Consider the following 19,975-nt stretch of genomic DNA (forward strand, 5'->3'; position numbering starts at 1 on the left):
AAGGGGATTGTTATGGCATTAAGCAGCGCAAAAGAAATCATTGAAGATATTCGTCAGGGAAAAATGGTTATCTTGATGGATGATGAAGATCGCGAAAATGAAGGTGATCTGATCATTGCTTCTGAAAAGATTACCCCTGAAGCGGTTAACTTTATGGCCACTAACGGTCGAGGCCTGATCTGCCTGACCCTGACAGAGGCGCGTTGCCGCCAGCTAAACCTACCATTGATGGTGCAGGATAATACTGAACAGTTCAGCACTAACTTTACTATTTCAATCGAAGCTGCGGAAGGTGTCACTACCGGGATTTCTGCTGCAGATCGTGCCCGTACAGTCCAGGCTGCTGTGGCTGTGAATGCTGGTGCTGCTGATATTGTGATGCCGGGGCATATTTTCCCGTTAATGGCTCAGGAAGGTGGGGTGTTGGCCCGCGCAGGTCATACCGAAGCTGGTTGTGACGTTGCTCGCCTGGCAGGTCTGGAGCCGTCGAGTGTGATTGTTGAAATCCTCAACGAAGATGGCACGATGGCTCGCCGCCCGGATTTGGAAGTCTTTGCCGAGAAGCATGGCCTGAAGTTAGGTACGATTGCTGATTTGATCGAGTACCGTAATAGCAACGAAACTACTATCGAGCGTATTGTCGAGTGCAGCTTGCCGACAGAGTTTGGTGAGTTTGACATGATCACCTATTGCGACACGATCGATAACCAAATCCATTACGCGCTGCGTAAAGGTGATGTGTCTGCGGATAAATCAACGTTGGTTCGTGTTCACTTGCAGGATACGTTCAAAGATATTCTTCACTCCGGCGCGACTCAGTGGACACTGCCGGTTGCGATGAAACGTATTGCCGACGAGGGCGGTGTGTTGGTCGTACTGAGTAAGCATGAAAGTCATGATGCAGTGATCACCAAGGTGAAAAATATGGCAGCAAAATCGAGCGGCCAGCCGATGGTGAAGCTTAACCCGAAAGATCAGTCACGCCAGGTTGGTGTTGGTTCACAAATTCTGGCTGATCTTGGTGTTTCCCAAATGCGTCTGCTTTCATCAAGCACCCAGCGTTACCACTCGTTGTCAGGTTTTGGCCTCGAAATTGTTGAGTATATTTGCGAGTAATTCATTCAGGCCAGGGGAGCTGGCCTGTTAATTCAGATTCCCGTTACGTACGGGTGATAACAAATAAACGGTTCGAACAACGGGTAGCCACAGGCTTTGAGGTTTATACTCCGCAGGGCGAGAAGCCAATTGGTATAACTTTTAAAGTGTGGTAGACTCCCGCGGTTTCTCAAACCGGAAAAGACATAGTCACAGGAAGGCCCATGAAGGTAATTGAAGGCGCCATCGCGGCACCAAACGCAAAAGTTGCTATCGTAATCGCACGCTTCAACAGCTTTATCAATGAAAGCCTGCTTTCAGGTGCGTTGGACGCACTGAAACGTCAAGGTCAGGTAAGCGATGACAATATCACTGTTGTTCGTTGCCCAGGTGCATACGAGCTTCCGCTGGTTGCTCAGCAGGTTGCTAAAAGCGACCGTTATGATGCGATTGTTGCGCTAGGCTCTGTGATCCGTGGTGGTACTCCACACTTTGATTATGTTGCCGGTGAGTGTAATAAAGGTCTGGCGCAAATCGCTCTTGAGTTTAATACTCCAGTTGCTTTTGGTGTTCTGACTGTAGATTCTATCGAACAAGCCATTGAGCGTGCCGGTACCAAGGCTGGTAATAAAGGGGCAGAGGCTGCACTAAGCGCGCTTGAAATGGTTAATGTCCTGTCCCAAATCGAATCCTAATGGGGGTTACTGTGAAACCAGCCGCACGTCGAAATGCACGTCAGTTTGCAATCCAAGCAATTTACTCTTGGCAAATCACAAAAGGTAATGTTGCCGATATCGAGCAGCACTTCCTTTCAGGCGATAACTTTGAAGAAGAAGAGCACCAGGCTGATGCGCCAGTGCTAGCAGTACCACAAACAGATGTTGCATACTTCCGTGATCTGTTCACTGGTGTAGTACTGAACCATCAGGAACTGGACAGCAAAATGCGTCCGTACCTGTCGCGTCCTCTTCAGGATCTGGATCAGATGGAACTTGCGCTACTTCGTCTTGCTATGTACGAGATGGTGAAGCGTGATGATGTTCCTTACAAAGTGGTTATCAACGAAGCTATCGAACTTGCTAAAATATTCGGTGCAGAAGATAGTCACAAGTTTGTGAATGGTGTACTTGATAAAGCCGCACCAAGTCTTCGCAAGAAGTAATAAAATACGATTCCAGAGGCCAGCTAAGCTGGCCTTTTTTATATCTAAAGAATTCATATGGCCCGTAACGAATTTGACCTCATTGCTCGGTATTTTGAGCACCAGAATGTAAACCGTCGTGATGTCGCGCTGTCCATCGGTGATGATTGTGCCTTGTTAGAGGTACCGGCCGGCAGTCAGCTGGCTGTCAGTACTGATTCACTGGTTGCCGGTACACACTTTTTGGCTAATGCTGATCCAGCTCTGGTCGCTCATAAAGCACTGGCTTCTAATTTGAGTGACTTGGCTGCGATGGGAGCAACGCCGGCCTGGGTTTCGCTGGCCCTGACAATGCCGAGTCCGGATGAGCAGTGGCTGAAGCCGTTTTGCCAGGGGTTCTTTGCCTTGGCTGATTACTATAATGTCCAACTGGTTGGTGGGGATACGACCAAGGGGCCATTGAGTATTACGATCACCGTGCATGGGTTTGTCCCGCAAGGGAAGGCTCTGACTCGTGGTGGCGCAGAGGCCGGTGACTGGGTTTATGTCACAGGAAACCTGGGTGATAGTGCTGCCGGATTAGCTTTGCTGTTGGGTGATAAATGCCTTGATGATGAAAAGTTAAAAGCTACTTTGCTTGAACGTCATTACAGGGCGCAGCCTCGGATCTTGGCAGGCCAGGCCCTGCGTGGGGTCGCATCAGCCGCGTTGGATATTTCTGATGGCCTGATTTCTGATCTCGGCCATATTTTGAAGCGCTCCGGGCTTGGCGCAGACATTGAGGTTGATAGAATACCGCTTTCGCCAGAGCTATGTCAGTTTGAACCTAACGATACCCAAGCACGCCAGATGGCACTGAGTAGCGGTGAGGAATATGAGCTGTGCTTTACGGTACCAGAGCAAAATCGAGGCGCTTTAGATACAACGTTGGCGCATTCCGGTGTTAAGGCGACTTGTATTGGTCAGCTGCGATCAGGATCGGGGATCAAACTTGTCCGGGATGGGCAGGAGCTTGACTGGCATTTGCATGGCTATGACCACTTTGCGGAGTAATTTGTGGGAAATCCAAAAGATAAAATTAGTTTAAAAAATCCCTGGCATTTATTAGCGACAGGGTTCGGTAGTGGTTTGTCTCCGGTTGTGCCGGGCACTATGGGAACTCTGGCTGCAATTCCATTTTATTTGTTGCTTGCTCAGCTGCCATTTGCGGCTTATTTAGTGATTACCTTAGTTTCGGCCTTGATTGGGATTACGATTTGTCAGAAAACCTCTGATGATATGGGGGTTCATGATCACGGTAGTATCGTTTGGGACGAGTTTGTCGGATTTTGGATCACTATGGCCATTGCTCCAGTGGTGACCTGGCAGTGGGTGTTGGCAGGTTTTGTTCTATTCCGATTCTTTGACATGGTGAAGCCATGGCCAATCAGCTGGCTCGACAAGCATGTTCATGGTGGCTTTGGGATCATGGTAGACGATATCCTGGCTGGATTCATGGCCATGATATCTCTGTGGGGTGTTGGTTACTGGATGGGTTGGTAACCTACATCTTGCTTCAGATGCTCCAAGCCGCGCTATATGCGCGGCTTTTTTATTTGTTCCTAAAATCAACACGCTAACTATAATTCGTCTAGGCTTATACCTACAGAATCATTATCCCGGCGGGAGCAGTTGCCGCTATGTGTTATTTGATGATTGAGTGGGGTGCTATGCCGAGGCATTGGATGAATGGGTTAATTGGTTTGCTGGCAGTGTTACCAGCATATGCAGATGTTTATCCGTCGACAGGAACAGCCTGGGTTTTGCCCGGAGGTTGGACAGATCCATTAGCAACTTCATATTTTGATACATCCCACGAGGTTAAAGAATGGGAAGCGGCGCATGCCGATGTCGTATTTGGCAGTATGCAGGATGTGGACATTAATAATGAGATGATAGCGATGGGTTACATATATACCCAAAAGCTGAATTGTCGTCCGGGCAGGCAGTCAGCCTGGCTCAGCAAGCACGCTGCAGAAGAAGGAATCGATATGGAAGATGGATTCCTGCACTTTTCTGAAGATACCCGTCTGGTTGTTGTAAAAGCCAGCTCCGGGCTGGATTATTTGCTAAAGGGCAAGCCTTACCACCTTTTACTTATCCGTGATAACCAATTTTCGACTGCCCGATTGCCGCTTACCTTACAACCCGGAGATGAGTTGGTTGTTTTCTCCTCCTATCCTTTTGATGCTTTTGACGTTCAGGCCACAGCTACGCCATTAGTGAAGCGAAATATAACCGATGATGAAGGCAACATTGCCGGGTGGAAAAAGTTAAAAGTGGAGTGGGAGCTGAATATCGGTGCTGATAAGGAGGGTATAAATCAAAATCTTACCAGTGAATTGACTCTCACTAAACCATGGCAGAGTGCTTGGCCGTATTACCGCCATCGTAAGTTGAACAGCGGCAAGGCCGGGTTGGATAATGGCTTGAAAACCTGGATGCTGAAACTGAGCTGGGCGCAGGAAACAACCTTGGCTTCGTTGGCAATTAAGCCCTGGCTTTCACTCAGTGCACAACAGTTAGCAATTCCCGGTTGGGATGGAGCCAATGATGTTGATGGTGATGGATATATCAATGATAAAGAATTTGCCACACGCAGAAATACAGGGGCGAGCGCTCGTTTTCGTCATCAGTCTCGTTTGATCCCTGCCGGACATATGTGGCCGGGAACGTGCTGGTACCGGGTAAATTTTACTAATAAAGAGTTTAATGACTTGCACGCTAATTGGTACCGGGAAGACTGGCTGCAACAGGGGCTGAGTGGTGCATATAACGACGATATGGCCAAGTTACTGGGTTCGAACCAGTTTGTGGTGGTATCGGGTGGAAAGATCAGTGAGATGGCAGATCTGGCCGGGAGTGAAGCTGCTGAAAGTGAGTATGCACTTCAGCTAGCGGCTTTTTTGCAGTTAGTGAAAAAGAAAACCCAGACCCAGTGGCTGGCCGCCAACATTTCTGAGCTTAACCTCTGGCATTACTCGGCGTGGCCTCCGGAATTGCAGGATGTGGTGGATGTTTGGTTAAGGGAGCATTACCTGACACCAGCGATGGGATTACAGCGTTTGCAGCGTTCCTGGGATAGTTTTGCTTTGGCTAAGGCCGGGGATAAAAGCCTTGTTATGACCTCGGTTAAAGGCGGTCTTAGTGAACTCGACTCATCTGTGGCTGAAACCTGGCACCGGGATATCGAAACAGGTCTGGCACTGTATTACCTCTTCAATTTGCCAGGTTATACCTACTACCATAGCTGGAATCAGACTTTTACCTATGGCAGTGGCAATACATCACGGAAAAACTGGTATCGGCAGGGGGTGCCGAAAAATTGGGTTTACCAGCCTACGGCAATGCTTGAAGTTGATATCGGGCAGCCAACAGTGATACCCAAAGGTTATAAAGTTGTCTCCTTGGATAATAAAGGAGATAAGGTGAAATCAACAGCTTCATCGATATCGGACATTCCGATCAAGCCTGCTAACTGGTTCTGGTTGTATCGTACCGGCTGGTTTGGTGAGCCTCAAGAAGGGGTGATTGCTAGAAATTATAGTGATGGTTTGGTGTTGTATCGCGCTGTCAGGGAAAGGAATGATAAAGGTTTTCTGTTGGCTAAACCACTCAGGGTCTCCCTGCCAGGAGAATATCAGCGGGTCAGTTACGATGGTTCACTGGGAGAACCGGCGCGCTATATCGAAGTTGGCGGTTATGAAGGGATCGTATTGAAGAAGGCCAAACAGCCGTGATGGAAATAGTGCCGGAAAACTCCGGCACCTTATTAATTTCCTGCACCTTATTAATTGTTGCTTAGGCGATATATTCGCGGATCTGCTTTTCGATCCCCGGACCATCGATTTCCAGCATAGCGTGTAGCTCAGCCTGGGTACCTTGTTCAATGAAACGATCTGGTAGGCCGATATTTAGTACCGGTTTCAGTACTTTCTGTTTCATCAGGAACTCATTAACACCACTACCTGCACCGCCGGCAATCGCATTTTCTTCCACTGTCACCAGTACATCGTGGTTGGCAGCCAATTCCAGGATCAAGGCTTCATCCAATGGTTTGACAAAGCGCATGTCGGCAACTGTTGCGTTGAGGTTTTCAGCCGCTGCCAAAGCGTAGCTCAGGGTTGTACCAAAGTTCAGGATCGCAATGCGCTCACCTTTACGACGTACGATACCCTTACCGATTTCAAGTGCTGTCATCTCACGCTCAGGCGTTATACCGGTTCCGCTGCCTCGAGGGTAACGAACTGCGCTTGGTCCTTGATGCTTGTGGCCGGTATACAGCATCTGGCGGCATTCGTTTTCATCGCTTGGCGCCATGATCACCATGTTCGGAATACAACGCATAAAGCTCAGGTCAAATGAGCCTTGGTGAGTCTGGCCGTCAGATCCAACCAGTCCGCCACGGTCGATGGCAAACATAACAGGTAGATCCATAATAGCGATATCGTGGATCAGCTGGTCATAGCCGCGTTGCAGGAAGGTGGAGTAGATCGCAACTACCGGGTTGTAACCACCGATAGCCATGCCGGTTGCAAGCGTCACTGCATGCTGTTCTGCAATGGCGACATCGAAATACTGATCCGGGTATTCCTTGGAGAACCGAACCATACCTGAGCCTTCGCGCATCGCCGGTGTGATAGCCATCAGCTTCTTGTCTTGCTCGGCCATATCACATAACCAGTTGCCGAAGACATTGGAGAATGTCGGTTTGCTCGGGGCTTTCGGGATCGGATTCTGTGTCAGATCGAACTTAGGTACAGCATGGTAGTTGATCGGATCGGCTTCGGCCGGCGCATAGCCTTTGCCTTTTTTGGTCATAATATGAAGGAATTGCGGTCCTTTCAGGTTACGCATATTCTTCAGTGTTTTGACCAGTTCGTCGACATCATGACCGTCAACCGGGCCGATGTAGTTGAACCCTAGTTCTTCGAACATAGTGCCCGGAACAACCATACCTTTCAGGTGTTCTTCTGCTCGCTTGACCAGCTCTTTAATCGGTGGCGCACCAGATAGCACTTTCTTTCCACCTTCACGGATGGTGGTATAGAGGTTGCCAGAGAGCAAACGGGCTAAGTGGTTGTTCAATGCGCCGACGTTTTCTGAAATTGACATCTCATTGTCATTCAGGATCACCAGCATATCTGAATGGACATCACCAGCGTGGTTCATGGCTTCAAATGCCATTCCGGCCGTGATTGCTCCATCACCAATAACACTGACGACTTTGCGGCCTAAGCCTTCTTTTTCGGCAGCAATGGCCATACCTAGCCCGGCACTGATCGAAGTCGATGAGTGACCGACAGAAAGAACATCATATTCACTTTCTTCACGCCACGGGAATGGGTGGAGACCGTCTTTCTGGCGGATAGTAGACATTGCCTCGCGTCGGCCTGTCAGGATTTTGTGCGGGTATGCCTGATGGCCTACATCCCAGATCAAGTGATCGAAAGGCGTGTTGTAGACATAATGCAGGGCAACAGTCAGCTCGACGGCACCTAAGCCGGAGGCAAAGTGACCACTGCTTTGGCTTACTGACTTCAGTAAGTAGGTGCGTAGTTCATCGCAAACTGCCGGTAAGCTTTCGGCCGGCAATAAGCGAAGTTCATCTGGGGTGTTCGCCAGAGCCAGATGAGGGTATTTTGAAATATCCAGTGTCATAACAGTTCGGCGCTTTTACTGATTTTAGTTATTGCGCTCGATGACGTATCGGGCAAAAACTTCTAATTGGTCTGTATTGTAGGGTATTGCATCCAATGCTTGTAGCGCTTCTTGATAAAGTTGTTGCGCTTTTTCTTTCGCTCCCTCTAATCCCAGTAGTGCCGGATAGGTGCTTTTTTCCAGTTCAAGATCAGAACCCTGCGGTTTTCCTAGGGTTTCAGTATCACTGGTAACATCAAGAATATCATCCTGAACCTGGAAGGCCAGGCCAATAGCATCAGCATACTGGTTGAGCTGCGGTAAAACTGTGACCCCTTTATCACCTGCGGCCAGGGCGCCGAGGCGGATGGCACAGCGGATCAGCGCCCCGGTTTTGTGTTTATGGATGGTTTCCAGTTGTTCCAGCGAAACCTGTTGGCCTTCAGCTTCTAAGTCCAGGGCCTGGCCCATACACATGCCGCCAGCACCGGAAGCTTGTGCTAGTTCCGAGATCATCTTGACCCGGTATTTTTCGCCGAGCTTGCTCAGCGAACCGGAGGCCAGGATTTCAAATGCCAGCGTCTGCAAGGCATCACCGGCCAGAATGGCTGTCGCTTCATCAAAAGCAATATGGCAAGTTGGCTGGCCTCGGCGAAGGTTGTCGTCATCCATGGCCGGTAGGTCATCATGGATTAAGGAATATGCATGAATGCACTCCACGGCAGCCGCCGGGGTATCAAGCTCATCACAGCTGGCACCTAACATTTGGCCCGTAATGTAAGTCAAAAAAGGACGGGCGCGCTTGCCTCCGAGCAGTGTACCGTGTTTCATCGCCTTGATCAGGAACTGATTGGAGAAAGGCTGGTCGGCGATCCACTGGGCAAGCTGCTGGTTATTACGATCTGCGTAATACTGCAAAGACTGTGACAGAATCGAGGTGTTATTCATTATTTGCATCAAATTCAGTCAGGGGGGATTCATCATCTGCCTGAAGCAGAATTTCTACACGTTGCTCGGCTTGGGTCAGCTTTTGCTGGCTGCAACGGGCAAGTGCAATACCACGTTCAAATTTTTTCAGCGCATCTTCCAACGCAATATCACCGGATTCCAGCTCGTTGACGATGCTGTCTAGTTCGTCCAGTGCGGCTTCAAACGCCATATTTTCTGGTTTTTTAGCTGCCATAAAGGGTTCACTATGAGTTAAGTGCAGGAAAAATAACGTAGAGACTATATCTGGGTCAAATTATGTCACAGGATTCTGTGTAACAGACAATTATTTTCGCTTTTTACTGTGAGAACACTAAACCAAATTTAATTGATGCCGATATAAAGCAAGATTGAACGATTGATTATCTCTGAATGGGAAGATGGTTGTTCAATTTGAGATAGAGTTCGATAGAATATACGTTGATAAATTAGTTGGCGTTGTGTCGTAAATTGGAGAGTTGCTGGTGGATTTGGCTACCCTTATAGGTTTAATTGGGTCTTTTGTCTTTGTCATCATGGCGATGGTGCTTGGCGGTAGTATCAGTATGTTTGTTGATACTCAGTCGAGCCTGATTGTGTTTTGTGGTTCGATGTTTGTCGTTTTGATGCAGTTCAGTATCGGGCAATTCTTCGGCGCAGCAAAAATTGCAGTAAAGGCGTTCATGTTCAAAGCCGATAATCCGGTAGATTTGATTGCCAAAGTTGTTGAGATGGCTGATGCTGCTCGTAAGGGCGGTTTTCTTGCACTGGAAGAGATGGAAGTAGAAAACACTTTCCTTCGTAAGGGGATTGATCTTCTGGTTGATGGTCATGATGCTGATGTTGTTCGTGCAACAATGCAGAAAGATATAGCTTTGACTAATGAACGGCATGAGCAAGGTGCCGGTATCTTTAAAGCTTTGGGAGATGTTGCCCCTGCTATGGGGATGATCGGTACATTGATTGGTCTGGTAGCCATGCTGTCAAACATGGATGACCCTAAATCGATTGGCCCGGCGATGGCGGTTGCCCTTTTGACGACACTGTATGGAGCGGTTCTTGCCAACATGGTTATGTTGCCGATTGCGGCCAAGCTGAAGTTGCGTAAAGACGAAGAGAAGCTGAACCGTCGTCTGATTATGGATGGTGTTCTGGCTATTCAGGATGGTCAGAACCCGAGGGTGATTGACGGTTATCTGAAAAACTACCTTAACGAGAAGAAACGTAGCTTCGACGGCGACGAATAACGGGAGGGACAATGGAAGATGAATGCAAATGTCCCCCCCCGGGGCTGCCTGCGTGGATGGGTACTTTCGCCGATCTGATGTCTTTGTTGATGTGTTTTTTCGTACTGCTACTTTCGTTCTCGGAAATGGATGTACTGAAATTTAAACAGATCGCAGGTTCGATGAAATTTGCTTTTGGTGTCCAGAACATGCTTGAAGTTAAGGACATTCCGAAGGGGACAAGCGTGATTGCCCAGGAATTCCGGCCAGGCCGACCAGAGCCGACGCCGATTGAAGTGATCATGCAGCAGACGATTGATATGACCCAGCGGACACTGGATTTTCATGAAGGGGAGTCCGAGCGGGCTGGGGGGACCAAGCGCGAAGCTGGTCAGCTGACTGGCGGTCAGAGCCCAGAAGTATCTACCGAGCAAAATGAAAGCAGCGAATCAGAAATGTCTGAGTCGCAAAAGCAGTTGCTGGAAGTGCTGCAAAAGGCCCTTGACCGTGAAATCAAGGAAGGGATGATTGAAGTTGAGAGTTTTGGTCAGCAAGTAGTGATAAGGATCAAGGAGAAAGGTTCGTTCCCTGCCGGTTCTGCATTTCTGCAACCGAAATTCCGCCCGTTGGTAAGACAGGTCGCGAATTTGGTGAAAGATGTTCCGGGTGTGATCAGGGTATCCGGCCATACAGATAATCATAAACTGGATTCGGAGCTTTATCGTTCGAACTGGGATCTTTCAGCCCAGCGGGCAGTATCGGTTGCCCAGGAGATGGAAAAAGTCGAAGGGTTTAACCATAAACGACTGCGGGTTGTCGGCCTGGCTGATATAGCACCGCTGAACGACAATAAGACTGAAGCGCAGCGCAAAGAAAACCGTCGTGTTGAAATCTCGATAATGCAGGGTAAACCGCATTACTCTGAGGAAATGTCTAGCAGTCAAAATTAAGCCTACACTAAACCTAACAGTGAACTATATACAAGGTGAGGCAACTCACCTTGTATATCTTTGTTTCAGCAACAGCTTGCTTGCTGTATAATCCGCGCCTTTAATTCCTTATGGTATTGTTTGGCCCTGTCTAGCGAAGCGTGTTATGAAATTTATCGTTAAACCCCATCCAGAGATTTTTGTAAAGAGTGAGTCTGTTCGAAAACGCTTTACCAAAATCCTGGAATGTAATATTCGCATTATTCTTCAGCGTTTGTCTGATTCCATCGCGGTGCAAAACCGTCGTAGTCATATCGAAGTGTCATCAAAAGATGAGAGTATTCGTGATGAGGTTTTGGCGGTTTTAACACAAACGCCAGGTATTCACCATGTTCTGGAAGTTCAACAAACAGAATTTACAGATCTGCATGATATTTATGAGCAGACGCTGGAACGTGTTCGCGATCAGCTTGAAGGCAAAACTTTTTGCGTACGTGCTAAGCGCGTAGGTAAGCATGACTTTACTTCGATTGAGTTGGAGCGTTATGTCGGCGGTGGCCTGAACCAGGCGATAGAGTCGGCTTCAGTGAAGCTGAAAAATCCGGATGTGACAGTTCGTGTTGAAGTCGCGAATGATATCTTGAATCAGGTTCTTGCTCGCCATAAAGGTCTGGGCGGTTTCCCGCTTGGTACACAAGAAGATGTGCTGAGTCTGATTTCTGGTGGCTTCGACTCGGGTGTATCAAGCTACCTGCATATTAAACGCGGTAGCAAGGTGCATTACTGTTTCTTTAACCTTGGTGGCCCGGCTCATGAAATCGGCGTTAAGCAGGTTTCTCATTTTCTTTGGAAAAAATACGGTTCATCAGCCAAAGTTAAATTCATCGCTATTGATTTTGAGCCAGTAGTTGGTGAAATCCTTGAAAATGTTGCAGATGGTCAGATGGGTGTTGTGCTGAAACGTATGTTCATGCGCGCAGCTGGTCAGGTTGCAGAGCGTTTTGGTATTCAGGCTCTGGTAACGGGTGAAGCCCTGGGGCAGGTATCGAGTCAGACGCTGACCAACCTGCGTCACATTGACGGCGTAACGGATTCATTGATCTTGCGTCCACTGATCAACTGGGACAAAGAAGACATTATTGATGTGGCCCGCAAGATCGGTACCGAAGATTTTGCGAAGACAATGCCGGAATTCTGTGGTGTGATTTCGAAGAGCCCGACAGTGAAAGCGGTTAAAGAAAAGCTGGAAGTTGAAGAGGCTAAGTTCGATTTTTCTGTTCTGGATCGTGTTGTTCAGGAAGCGCGAGTAATGGATATTCGAGACATCGAGAAAGAAAGCCAAGAGCAGGCACCGGAAATCGAGCTGGTTGATCAGATCGATACTGGCGCGATTGTGCTGGATATCCGTAGCCCGGATGAAGAAGATGAAAACCCGCTTGAAATTGATGATGTTGAGATTAAGCACTTGCCGTTCTACAAGCTGGCTACCCAGTTTGGTGACCTGCCACAGGACAAGACTTACCTGCTTTACTGTGATCGTGGTGTGATGAGTCGCCTTCAGGCTCTGTACCTGAAGGAAAATGGTTTCGATAACGTGAAGGTGTATCGTCCGTAATAGCCTGACGATATATCTAGTCTGAAATGTAAAAACGAGAGTTGTAGGCTCTCGTTTTTTTTTTGCTAAAGGGAAACGGAGGCAAGTATCTAGCTTCTACTTCCTTGGTAACACTTCGTAGTGCATGTTTGGCCATACCACCATTGGTGCTGCGACTTCGCCGGCTTTTTCTTTGCTTGTTAGGTGGCTGATGATATCCAGTGCGAACTCCATCGCAGTACCCGGCCCTTGGCTGGTTAGCAAGTTGTTGTTAATGTCATAAACAACCCGCTTGGTGCGACGACGATCCTGTGGAATTTGTTCAAGGAAGGCGGGGTGCGCTGTCATGATAGCTGTCGGGAACATTTGATGATGTTCCAGAACAACAGCCGGAGCGGCACAGATTGCCGCAATAAGTTTTCCGTCATATTTATGCTGGTTCACAAACTCCACCAGTAGCGGGCTGTCGCGGAAGCACTCTGCACCGCCAAGACCGCCTGGTAGTACAACACAGTCAAATGGTTCGTCTGCAATGTTAACCAAAGCAACATCAGCGACCAGTTTAATGCCACGCGAGCCTTCAACAATCAGCGCACCGTCGGATGCAGTGCTGGCAGTGGTAACCTCAAAGCCGGCACGGATCAAGATATCGATGGTGGTAATCGCTTCCATCTCTTCGCTGCCAGGTGCGATGCACACTGCCACTTTCACCGGACGTTGATGTTGAGCGTTATCAGTCATTGTTCTTTTGCTCCAATTGTTTAATTTGTTGCCATAGCCGGGTGTTGGCCGGAACACCAATCTGGTGTGCTTTCGCCCGGGCAATCAGATAGCCAGTAATATAGTCGATTTCGGTGGGTCTTTGCTGGCAAATGTCCTGATTCATTGAAGAATAGTTCTGTGCTGTTGCTTTAATAACATTATCAGCCAACTGTTTCAGCTCTCTGCCACTGGTAGGATAGCCTTCTGCCGTCATTACCAGAGCGACTTCATTGCAGACAGTTTTTAATAGTGTTTTAAATTCATTCTTGGTCAGTTCGCCGTTACGGCATTGGTGAATGGCGGTAAGCGGATTGATGGCACAGTTGATCGCCAGCTTTTGCCATAGTGGCTTGTTGATATCATGGTGCCACTGGCAAGGAGGAAGGTGTTGGTCAAACAGCTTTGCTAAGTATTCGTATTGGACGCCGGCCATATTTAAGGCGCCAATCCAGGTTTGTCCTGTACCGGTATGATTGATCTGTTGTTTTGCTGGTCGGAAAGCGGCCTGGGCAGTGGTGGCATAGAGAATAGGGTTACCTGGTAATAATGTCAGTGCCGATTCCTGGCTACCCATGCCATTGTGCATGATCACAACAGGTACGCCTGGAGCCAAATAAGGACGAATATCGCTAAGGGCTTGCTTAACCTGAAAGGCTTTTACTGTAATCAGGATGCACTCGGAATGTTGTAGCTGTTCGATCTGGTTGGCCGGAAACTGACTGGTTTGCAATTCACTTTTCGGTTCAAGTGGTTGCAGTGTGATAGTTAGATCTTGGGTTTGCTCCCGGGTCCAGAAATGGACCTGGTGGTGTTGAGCTAATTTGCATCCCCATAAGCGTCCAATGGCACCAGCACCGACAATGGTGATTTTCACCAAACCTCTCCCTTTGATTACCATATCAATGAAAGGACTCAGGATATCATGGGTGTAAGTTATAAGATAAAGAAAGAGCCCATCTTATGATGAGCTCTTTGAGAACGATGGAATAAATGAAGTAGAACAGGTTTACACGCTGAAGGGGGGATTAAAACTTATAGTTCACTGATAGGTAGTGACCGAAACCAGAGGTATCACCGGCAACACCACCATCGGCAAACAACGCCATATCTTTGTAGTATTTCAGGCCATAACCCAATGCCCACTGTGGGGTATGGTAGTAAAGGCCATTAAACCACTCTACCGATGTTGTACTTCTGTTTGGGTCATTCGTCAGCTTTGAAGCGCCAAACTTATAGTCAAGATATCCCTGGTAGGTAATGAAGTGGCCGGAATTTAGGCTGTACCAAGGCTTAAACCAGTTGGTTGATACCATGTAACCATCCCATTCCCCTTCATTATCGAGGCCGAAATTTTCCCTGACATAGCGGGCATAGGTGTTGAGGCCCATTTTGCCGAACCAGGGAACCTGAATATCGGAGCCAATACCGATATAGTGCTCGAATAGCGCCCGGTCACCGACATTGGTAACAGTTGATATATAGAGCTCCTGAACCGGGCCAAAGGAGAGATCTTTCCCTGTCATGCCGTCAATTGATAATCTTGGGGCGAATTTAAAGAAGAAGTTATCAGCCCAGTCACTGGGGTCTGTTGAGCCTTCCTCTTTACTTCGGTCCGAATTCGTTGAGTTGAATAAATCAAAGACATCCAAGTAGCCGTAGACATCCAACCAGCCGGAGCGGCCACCGAATTCCATTTCGAAATAAGTATCATCTTGAGCCCCAAACGGGATTTTGTTGTCGATACTCTGCATTATGTTGAAAGTCATCCATTTATAGTCATTTTTTCGGATGTCGTCAGAGTAATCGACGGCGAAGCTCATGCCGGGGAGGACGAGAGCGGTACTGATACTGAGAGCTGCCAGAGTTCTATACATAATGAATTCTCGCTAACCATTTGCCATTGCCAGTGGTACTTCTTTCTGGGTTCAGTTCTGTGGCGGAGACAGGGAACCGAATATTGCAGTAAGAAGCCTGTCGTGAGCGCATTATGGGAGTAGAAAAAGCTTCGCGCTCATACAGCAAAGGCTAGCGTAATTTCTCAGCTCTGTTGTTTTGTCTTAAAGCTAAGTCGTGATTCTCAGGGGCGGGTTTAAAATGTATCGAAAAATATAGTGCAAAAAGAGATAGAAAGCGGGGATGTCTTGGAATTAAATTCAATCTTAATTTTGAGAGTTTTGGGTAGCGTCGCCGGGTAAATATAAATAAAAAGGCACCCGGAGGTGCCTTCAATCATGCTAAAACAGTGAGTCTTAGAACTTGTAAGTAACGCTTACGTAGTGGCCAATACCTGATGATTTAAATGCAGATGAGTCTTTAATGCCGTAGATGTTGTTGTATGCTTTCAGGCCGTAACCTACTGCGTAGCGGTCTGAGTGCCAGTACAGGCCGTTAAACATTGCGCCACCGCTGCTAGCAGTTGCGCCTAGCTCGTCTTTCAGGCCGAACTGGTAATCGATGTAACCCTGGTAAGACAGGAAGCTGCCGTTGTCAAAGAAGTGGAATGGTTTGAACCAGTTAGTCGAAATCTGGTAACCGTTCCAGTCTTTAGCATTCAGGTCATACAGAGAGTATAGGTTCAGGCCAACTTTACCGAACCATGGTAGCTCAACATCAGAACCCAGACCAACGAATGCTTGGTTTACACCATTGCCTTGGTATTGAAGTTTGCCATCTTTCAGGACAGGTTTGCCGTCTTTGTCAGTAACAATACCAGTGTTACCAGCGTTACCAGACCACTGGAATAGCGTTGCAAGGTAAAGCTCTTTAACTGGACCGAAAGACAGGTCTTGACCTGTTACTGCATCAAGAGAAATGCGTGGTGCAAATTTCATGAAGATTTTTTCTGCACCATTTTTGTCGCTGTCGCTGTCGCTGTCGTTAGCTAGGTTGAATACATCAACGTAGCCGTATAGGTCGAAGATACCTGAGCGGCCGCCGAATTCCATTTCTAGGTAGTCGTGGCTTGATTCACCAGGTAGCTCATCAAAAGCGTACATTAGGTTAAACTGTGACCAGCTGTAGTCATTCTTGTGGATGTCGTCAGAATAATCTGCTGCATTTACTGCTGCAGGTAGAGCTGTTGCTGCTAAGATGCTCAGTGCTACTAGTGATTTACGCATGGTTAACTCTCGCTAATTGTTTTTTAAGACTCGGACTTGTTTTTTGGGTGTCCGTATTTATGGCGGCAATTTTATGGCTTTATGTCACTGTTGGGAATGTAACGATTGCGCAATCCTTTTCCAAACGTGACAGCGATCTTCTGTAATCCATTACAAAGAAAGGTATTGGTGATCTCGATCGGTATTTTTTATGTTTTTTCTGAATATTTTCTGAACTAAGTGATAAACCGCTCATCTAATTGCGGTTCAGAGATGTTGATCAGTGAAGAAAAGGTAAAAAAATGGAAAGGGGAAGTACTTTGCTTCAACAAAATACTTCCGTTTTTTAGCTAAAAGCCTTGCTGGGAAGAAAATGGTAAGGGATCAGTTCGCTTACGGTCGGGTGTCTGTTGCTGATTTTGCGTTTTTATCCACGGCAAAAATCAGCAGTAAAACGGGCAAACCGATCAGCGCGGTACTAAGGAAAAACATGTTGTATCCAAAGTTATCGACATATAGCCCTGAAAATCCGGCAATGAACTTGGGGAATAGCAGCATAATCGAACTGAATAGCGCGTATTGTGTGGCGGAAAAGGCAATGTTAGTAAGGCTCGACATATAGGTAATGAATGCCGCTGTGGCTATACCTGCACTGAGGTTATCGGCTGAGATCACTAGAGTGAGCATTGGCAGGCTGTTGCCTATATAGGTAAAGAGCATGAAAAGGAGGTTGGTACAGGCTGCGAGAATTGCCCCTAGAGCCAGAATCTTCAGCGTGTTGAATCGGCTTACCAGAATCCCCCCTAGCCCTGCGCCGAGTAACGTCATAATCACTCCATAGATTTTGGATACCGAAGCAACCTCCGTTTTGGTAAAGCCCATGTCGACATAGAAGGCATTGGCCATGACGCCCATCACTACATCTGAAATGCGGTAGCAACCGATAAGCACCAGAATCAGCAAGGCATCTTTGCCATAACGGGTGAAAAAGTCCTGAAATGGCATTACTGCTGCGGTGTAGAACCAAGCTATCATTCGGGCTAATTTTGACGGTAAGCCTATTTCTGTTAGTTTTTGTCGGTAATCATGTTCTATTTGATCGACAGCTGAATTGTCGATGTCTGGCTCATGAATACATAGTGCGGTGATCAGGCCGACGAGCATCAGGGATGCCATGATGAAATAGGCGTACTTCCAGCCATTAACTTCATAACCCGTATCTGAGCCAAACCAGGCGGCAAAAGCCAGAGCTCCGGCACCAGCCATGATCATTGCCAGCCGGTATCCTGTCATATAAGCAGCGGCAAGGGCGGCTTGTAGTCGCTCTGAAGCCATTTCAATCCGGTAAGCGTCGATCACAATATCTTGTGAGGCTGATGAGAAGGCGACAATAAGTGCAAAGATCGCTAGCTGAATAATGTCAACTTGCGGGTTACTACTGGCCATACCGATTAGTGAGGCGATAATCATCAGTTGAGAGAACACCATCCAGCCCCGACGCCGTCCCAATAGCCTCGATAAGACAGGAATGGGAAAGCGGTCGATCAGAGGTGACCAGGCCCATTTAAATCCATACGCTAATGCAACCCAGCTGAAGAAACCGATATCTGTACGGCTGACATCCGCTTCTCGGAGCCAGAAAGAGAGTGTGCCGAATACCAGCAGTAGTGGTAGTCCTGAAGAGAATCCCAGTGCCAGCATTATTAGTACTTTTTTTTCAAAATAGACCCGCCAGCCTAATTTATTGTTATCAACCGCTTTTTCCATGGCTCCCTCAACGCTGTGTTACTGATTTTTTCCGATTATAAAGCTAACTGACAGTGAACTTCAGTAAAAAGAAAAAATATGTCTGGTTAGGAGCATTAAATGCCAGGTAGTGAGGTGGAATGGGAAAAATGAAAGCCTTTATGGGCGGATCCCTTGCATTTTTTCCTGATATTCAGCCAGGCCGAGTAGGTATTGCGCTGTGGTGGTGACTTTAAACTGAATAAAGTTGTTGCCTAGTAGTTCGTGCTCTTCGAGAGACTCAAGCAAGTGGAGAAGGAACCAATAACCGGATTCATAGGAATTGGCTGGAGCACCTGAAGCTACCGAGAGTTTCCACCAGTCACGGAGATGCTCGGTACAGGTTTTTTGCAGCGAACTGTAGCTGACATTCCCGCTGAGGGTCCCGAGAGCACTCAATGCCAAAGCTGGCGCGTAGTCAGCGATATGCTGATTGACTAATTCGGAAGAAACATCTGGCCGGGACGAGATCAATGTAAGCATAGCAGTCACCTGGTCGTAAACTAACGGCCAGGTGACGTTAGCCTACTCTTTGATAATTTTTATAGCTTTAATAACTATAGGCTGCTGTGGAACATCTTTCATACCCATTGAGCGGACTGTAGTCGTAGGAATTTCAGTCATTTTTTCAATAACTGAGAAGCCTTTCACAACTTTACCAAAAACGGCATAGCCCGGACGGTTACCTTGGGCATCTAGGAATGTGTTGTTTTGATAGTTGATATAGAACTGGCGGGTAGCTGAATTTGGAGCCTGAGTACGAGCCATCGCCACGGTTGCGCGAGCATTGCTCAGACCGTTGGTTGATTCGTTTTTAATAGGCTGATAACTTGGGCGGCGCTTAAGATCTTTGTCAAAGCCTCCCCCCTGAGCCATGAAGCCTGGGATCACCCGGTGAAAAATGGTATCTACGTAGCTGTCATCTTCCACATAGCGAAGGAAGTTCTGGCTGGATACTGGGGCATTTTTTTCATCCAGCTGAATTGTAAACTCACCAAGGTTAGTCGTAACTAATACTTGTGTTGCCGCACTGACAGGTAGAGCGAAACAAACAAGTAGCGCAACAAGAAAACGATGCATTACAGGTTCTCCTGCATGTAAGTATTTAGATCTGGATCAGCATAGATATCTTTCAGGACGGCGCTGATCAGGCTGTTCATCGCTTCTTCCATATCTTCAACTGAAGCGCTCATTGTGCCACTGCGTGCTGATTTGCCTGAGTAACGTTTAACGAATTTGCCTTTTGGTGACTCGACAACAAGCTGAAGTTGCAGTTTGCTGCTTAGTTCATGGCTCATGACGCTATGTTTAACGTTGACAATGGCTTCCAGGATATCGAGGCGTAGTGTGCCCTGGCTGTCTTCTGTCAAAGTATAGCCCTGAGATTTTAGCTGGCGTGACAATGCCTCTTCTAAAGTAACACGCAGGTTTTGGGTTGTGTGCAGCGGCTGAACATTCTGGCGGCCGCTATCAACAACTGCGATAAACTGCGCAGTACGTAGGTCACGGCTTTCGATGCTCAGAGCCTGACCGTTAGCTGTCGGCTGGGCAGCAATAACAGGTTCCGGGCTAATGGTGAGCTGTGGTTCAGACGGCGCTGAACAGGCTGTAAGAGCCAAAACGGAGGCGGCAATAAGAAGCTTCTTCATATCTTTTTCTATCCTTAATAAAAGTTGCTGCGCACATACAGCAACTTAATA

General features: G+C 47.6%; 20 protein-coding genes. 9 read left to right on the forward strand and 11 right to left on the reverse strand.

Features of this window, described 5'->3' with window-relative positions; translation table 11 throughout:
• Positions 1 to 12: 12 nt before the first annotated feature.
• The 6 genes from ribBA (at position 13) to Q0852_RS07065 (ending at position 6,015) form a co-directional block, all read left to right on the forward strand.
• Positions 13 to 1,116 (forward strand): bifunctional 3,4-dihydroxy-2-butanone-4-phosphate synthase/GTP cyclohydrolase II, encoded by a 1,104-nt coding sequence (gene ribBA / locus Q0852_RS07040; RefSeq protein ID WP_299015854.1) that lies wholly within the window; start codon positions 13 to 15, stop codon positions 1,114 to 1,116.
• A gap of 203 nt (positions 1,117 to 1,319) precedes the next feature.
• Positions 1,320 to 1,790, forward strand: a complete 471-nt coding sequence (gene ribE, locus Q0852_RS07045; protein ID WP_075763709.1) for a 6,7-dimethyl-8-ribityllumazine synthase — start codon at positions 1,320 to 1,322, stop codon at positions 1,788 to 1,790.
• Positions 1,790 to 2,257 carry a transcription antitermination factor NusB gene (gene nusB / locus Q0852_RS07050; protein ID WP_299015861.1) on the forward strand — a complete coding sequence of 156 codons (468 nt, stop codon included), beginning with the start codon at positions 1,790 to 1,792 and terminating at the stop codon, positions 2,255 to 2,257. Before ribE ends, nusB begins: the two co-directional genes overlap by 1 nt.
• A gap of 57 nt (positions 2,258 to 2,314) precedes the next feature.
• The gene (gene thiL, locus Q0852_RS07055; RefSeq protein ID WP_299015865.1) at positions 2,315 to 3,289 is read left to right on the forward strand and encodes a thiamine-phosphate kinase; all 975 of its coding nucleotides are present in this window, start codon (positions 2,315 to 2,317) and stop codon (positions 3,287 to 3,289) included.
• A gap of 3 nt (positions 3,290 to 3,292) precedes the next feature.
• Positions 3,293 to 3,778: a phosphatidylglycerophosphatase A gene (pgpA, locus tag Q0852_RS07060; protein WP_299015868.1), complete on the forward strand. Its 486-nt coding sequence runs from the start codon at positions 3,293 to 3,295 to the stop codon at positions 3,776 to 3,778.
• 182 nt (positions 3,779 to 3,960) lie between these two features.
• Complete coding sequence (locus tag Q0852_RS07065; RefSeq protein WP_299015871.1) at positions 3,961 to 6,015, forward strand: hypothetical protein; 2,055 nt, start codon at positions 3,961 to 3,963, stop codon at positions 6,013 to 6,015.
• A 61-nt stretch (positions 6,016 to 6,076) separates the two neighbouring features.
• On the opposite strand, the gene dxs is transcribed toward Q0852_RS07065, so the two are convergent.
• The 3 genes from dxs to xseB are packed head-to-tail and all read right to left on the reverse strand — an operon-like array spanning position 6,077 to position 9,098.
• On the reverse strand, positions 6,077 to 7,936 hold the full coding sequence (gene dxs / locus Q0852_RS07070; RefSeq protein ID WP_299015874.1) for a 1-deoxy-D-xylulose-5-phosphate synthase: 1,860 nt from the start codon (positions 7,934 to 7,936) through the stop codon (positions 6,077 to 6,079).
• Between the two features lie 24 nt (positions 7,937 to 7,960).
• Complete coding sequence (gene ispA, locus Q0852_RS07075; RefSeq protein ID WP_299016361.1) at positions 7,961 to 8,845, reverse strand: (2E,6E)-farnesyl diphosphate synthase; 885 nt, start codon at positions 8,843 to 8,845, stop codon at positions 7,961 to 7,963.
• 10 nt (positions 8,846 to 8,855) lie between these two features.
• Complete coding sequence (xseB, locus tag Q0852_RS07080) at positions 8,856 to 9,098, reverse strand: exodeoxyribonuclease VII small subunit (RefSeq protein ID WP_299015877.1); 243 nt, start codon at positions 9,096 to 9,098, stop codon at positions 8,856 to 8,858.
• Positions 9,099 to 9,366: 268 nt separating this feature from the next.
• Here xseB and pomA point away from each other — a divergent pair, with 268 nt between their 5' ends.
• The 3 genes from pomA to thiI all read left to right on the forward strand — a co-directional run bounded on the left by pomA (position 9,367) and on the right by thiI (position 12,651).
• Positions 9,367 to 10,128 (forward strand): flagellar motor protein PomA, encoded by a 762-nt coding sequence (gene pomA / locus Q0852_RS07085; RefSeq protein ID WP_299015880.1) that lies wholly within the window; start codon positions 9,367 to 9,369, stop codon positions 10,126 to 10,128.
• 11 nt (positions 10,129 to 10,139) lie between these two features.
• Entirely contained in the window at positions 10,140 to 11,057 is a 918-nt protein-coding gene (locus Q0852_RS07090; RefSeq protein WP_299015882.1) for a flagellar motor protein MotB, read from the forward strand.
• A gap of 145 nt (positions 11,058 to 11,202) precedes the next feature.
• Positions 11,203 to 12,651 (forward strand): tRNA uracil 4-sulfurtransferase ThiI, encoded by a 1,449-nt coding sequence (gene thiI / locus Q0852_RS07095; protein WP_299015885.1) that lies wholly within the window; start codon positions 11,203 to 11,205, stop codon positions 12,649 to 12,651.
• Positions 12,652 to 12,747: 96 nt separating this feature from the next.
• On the opposite strand, the gene yajL is transcribed toward thiI, so the two are convergent.
• The 8 genes from yajL to Q0852_RS07135 form a co-directional block, all read right to left on the reverse strand.
• On the reverse strand, positions 12,748 to 13,371 hold the full coding sequence (yajL, locus tag Q0852_RS07100; RefSeq protein WP_299015888.1) for a protein deglycase YajL: 624 nt from the start codon (positions 13,369 to 13,371) through the stop codon (positions 12,748 to 12,750).
• On the reverse strand, positions 13,364 to 14,266 hold the full coding sequence (panE, locus tag Q0852_RS07105; RefSeq protein WP_299015891.1) for a 2-dehydropantoate 2-reductase: 903 nt from the start codon (positions 14,264 to 14,266) through the stop codon (positions 13,364 to 13,366). Before panE ends, yajL begins: the two co-directional genes overlap by 8 nt.
• A 151-nt stretch (positions 14,267 to 14,417) precedes the next feature.
• Positions 14,418 to 15,266, reverse strand: coding sequence for an outer membrane protein OmpK (locus tag Q0852_RS07110; protein WP_299015893.1), 849 nt, complete (start codon positions 15,264 to 15,266; stop codon positions 14,418 to 14,420).
• 375 nt (positions 15,267 to 15,641) lie between these two features.
• Entirely contained in the window at positions 15,642 to 16,511 is an 870-nt protein-coding gene (locus Q0852_RS07115; protein ID WP_299015896.1) for an outer membrane protein OmpK, read from the reverse strand.
• A gap of 372 nt (positions 16,512 to 16,883) precedes the next feature.
• Complete coding sequence (locus Q0852_RS07120) at positions 16,884 to 18,257, reverse strand: MFS transporter (protein WP_299015899.1); 1,374 nt, start codon at positions 18,255 to 18,257, stop codon at positions 16,884 to 16,886.
• 138 nt (positions 18,258 to 18,395) lie between these two features.
• Positions 18,396 to 18,758, reverse strand: a complete 363-nt coding sequence (locus Q0852_RS07125) for a hypothetical protein (protein ID WP_299015902.1) — start codon at positions 18,756 to 18,758, stop codon at positions 18,396 to 18,398.
• Between the two features lie 42 nt (positions 18,759 to 18,800).
• Positions 18,801 to 19,355, reverse strand: a complete 555-nt coding sequence (locus Q0852_RS07130; RefSeq protein WP_299015905.1) for a peptidylprolyl isomerase — start codon at positions 19,353 to 19,355, stop codon at positions 18,801 to 18,803.
• Positions 19,355 to 19,924: a YajG family lipoprotein gene (locus Q0852_RS07135; protein ID WP_299015908.1), complete on the reverse strand. Its 570-nt coding sequence runs from the start codon at positions 19,922 to 19,924 to the stop codon at positions 19,355 to 19,357. Before Q0852_RS07135 ends, Q0852_RS07130 begins: the two co-directional genes overlap by 1 nt.
• Positions 19,925 to 19,975 lie beyond the last annotated feature (51 nt).

Origin of the sequence: uncultured Photobacterium sp., from assembly GCF_947502415.1 — a bacterium.
In the GTDB taxonomy this organism is placed as follows: domain Bacteria; phylum Pseudomonadota; class Gammaproteobacteria; order Enterobacterales; family Vibrionaceae; genus Photobacterium.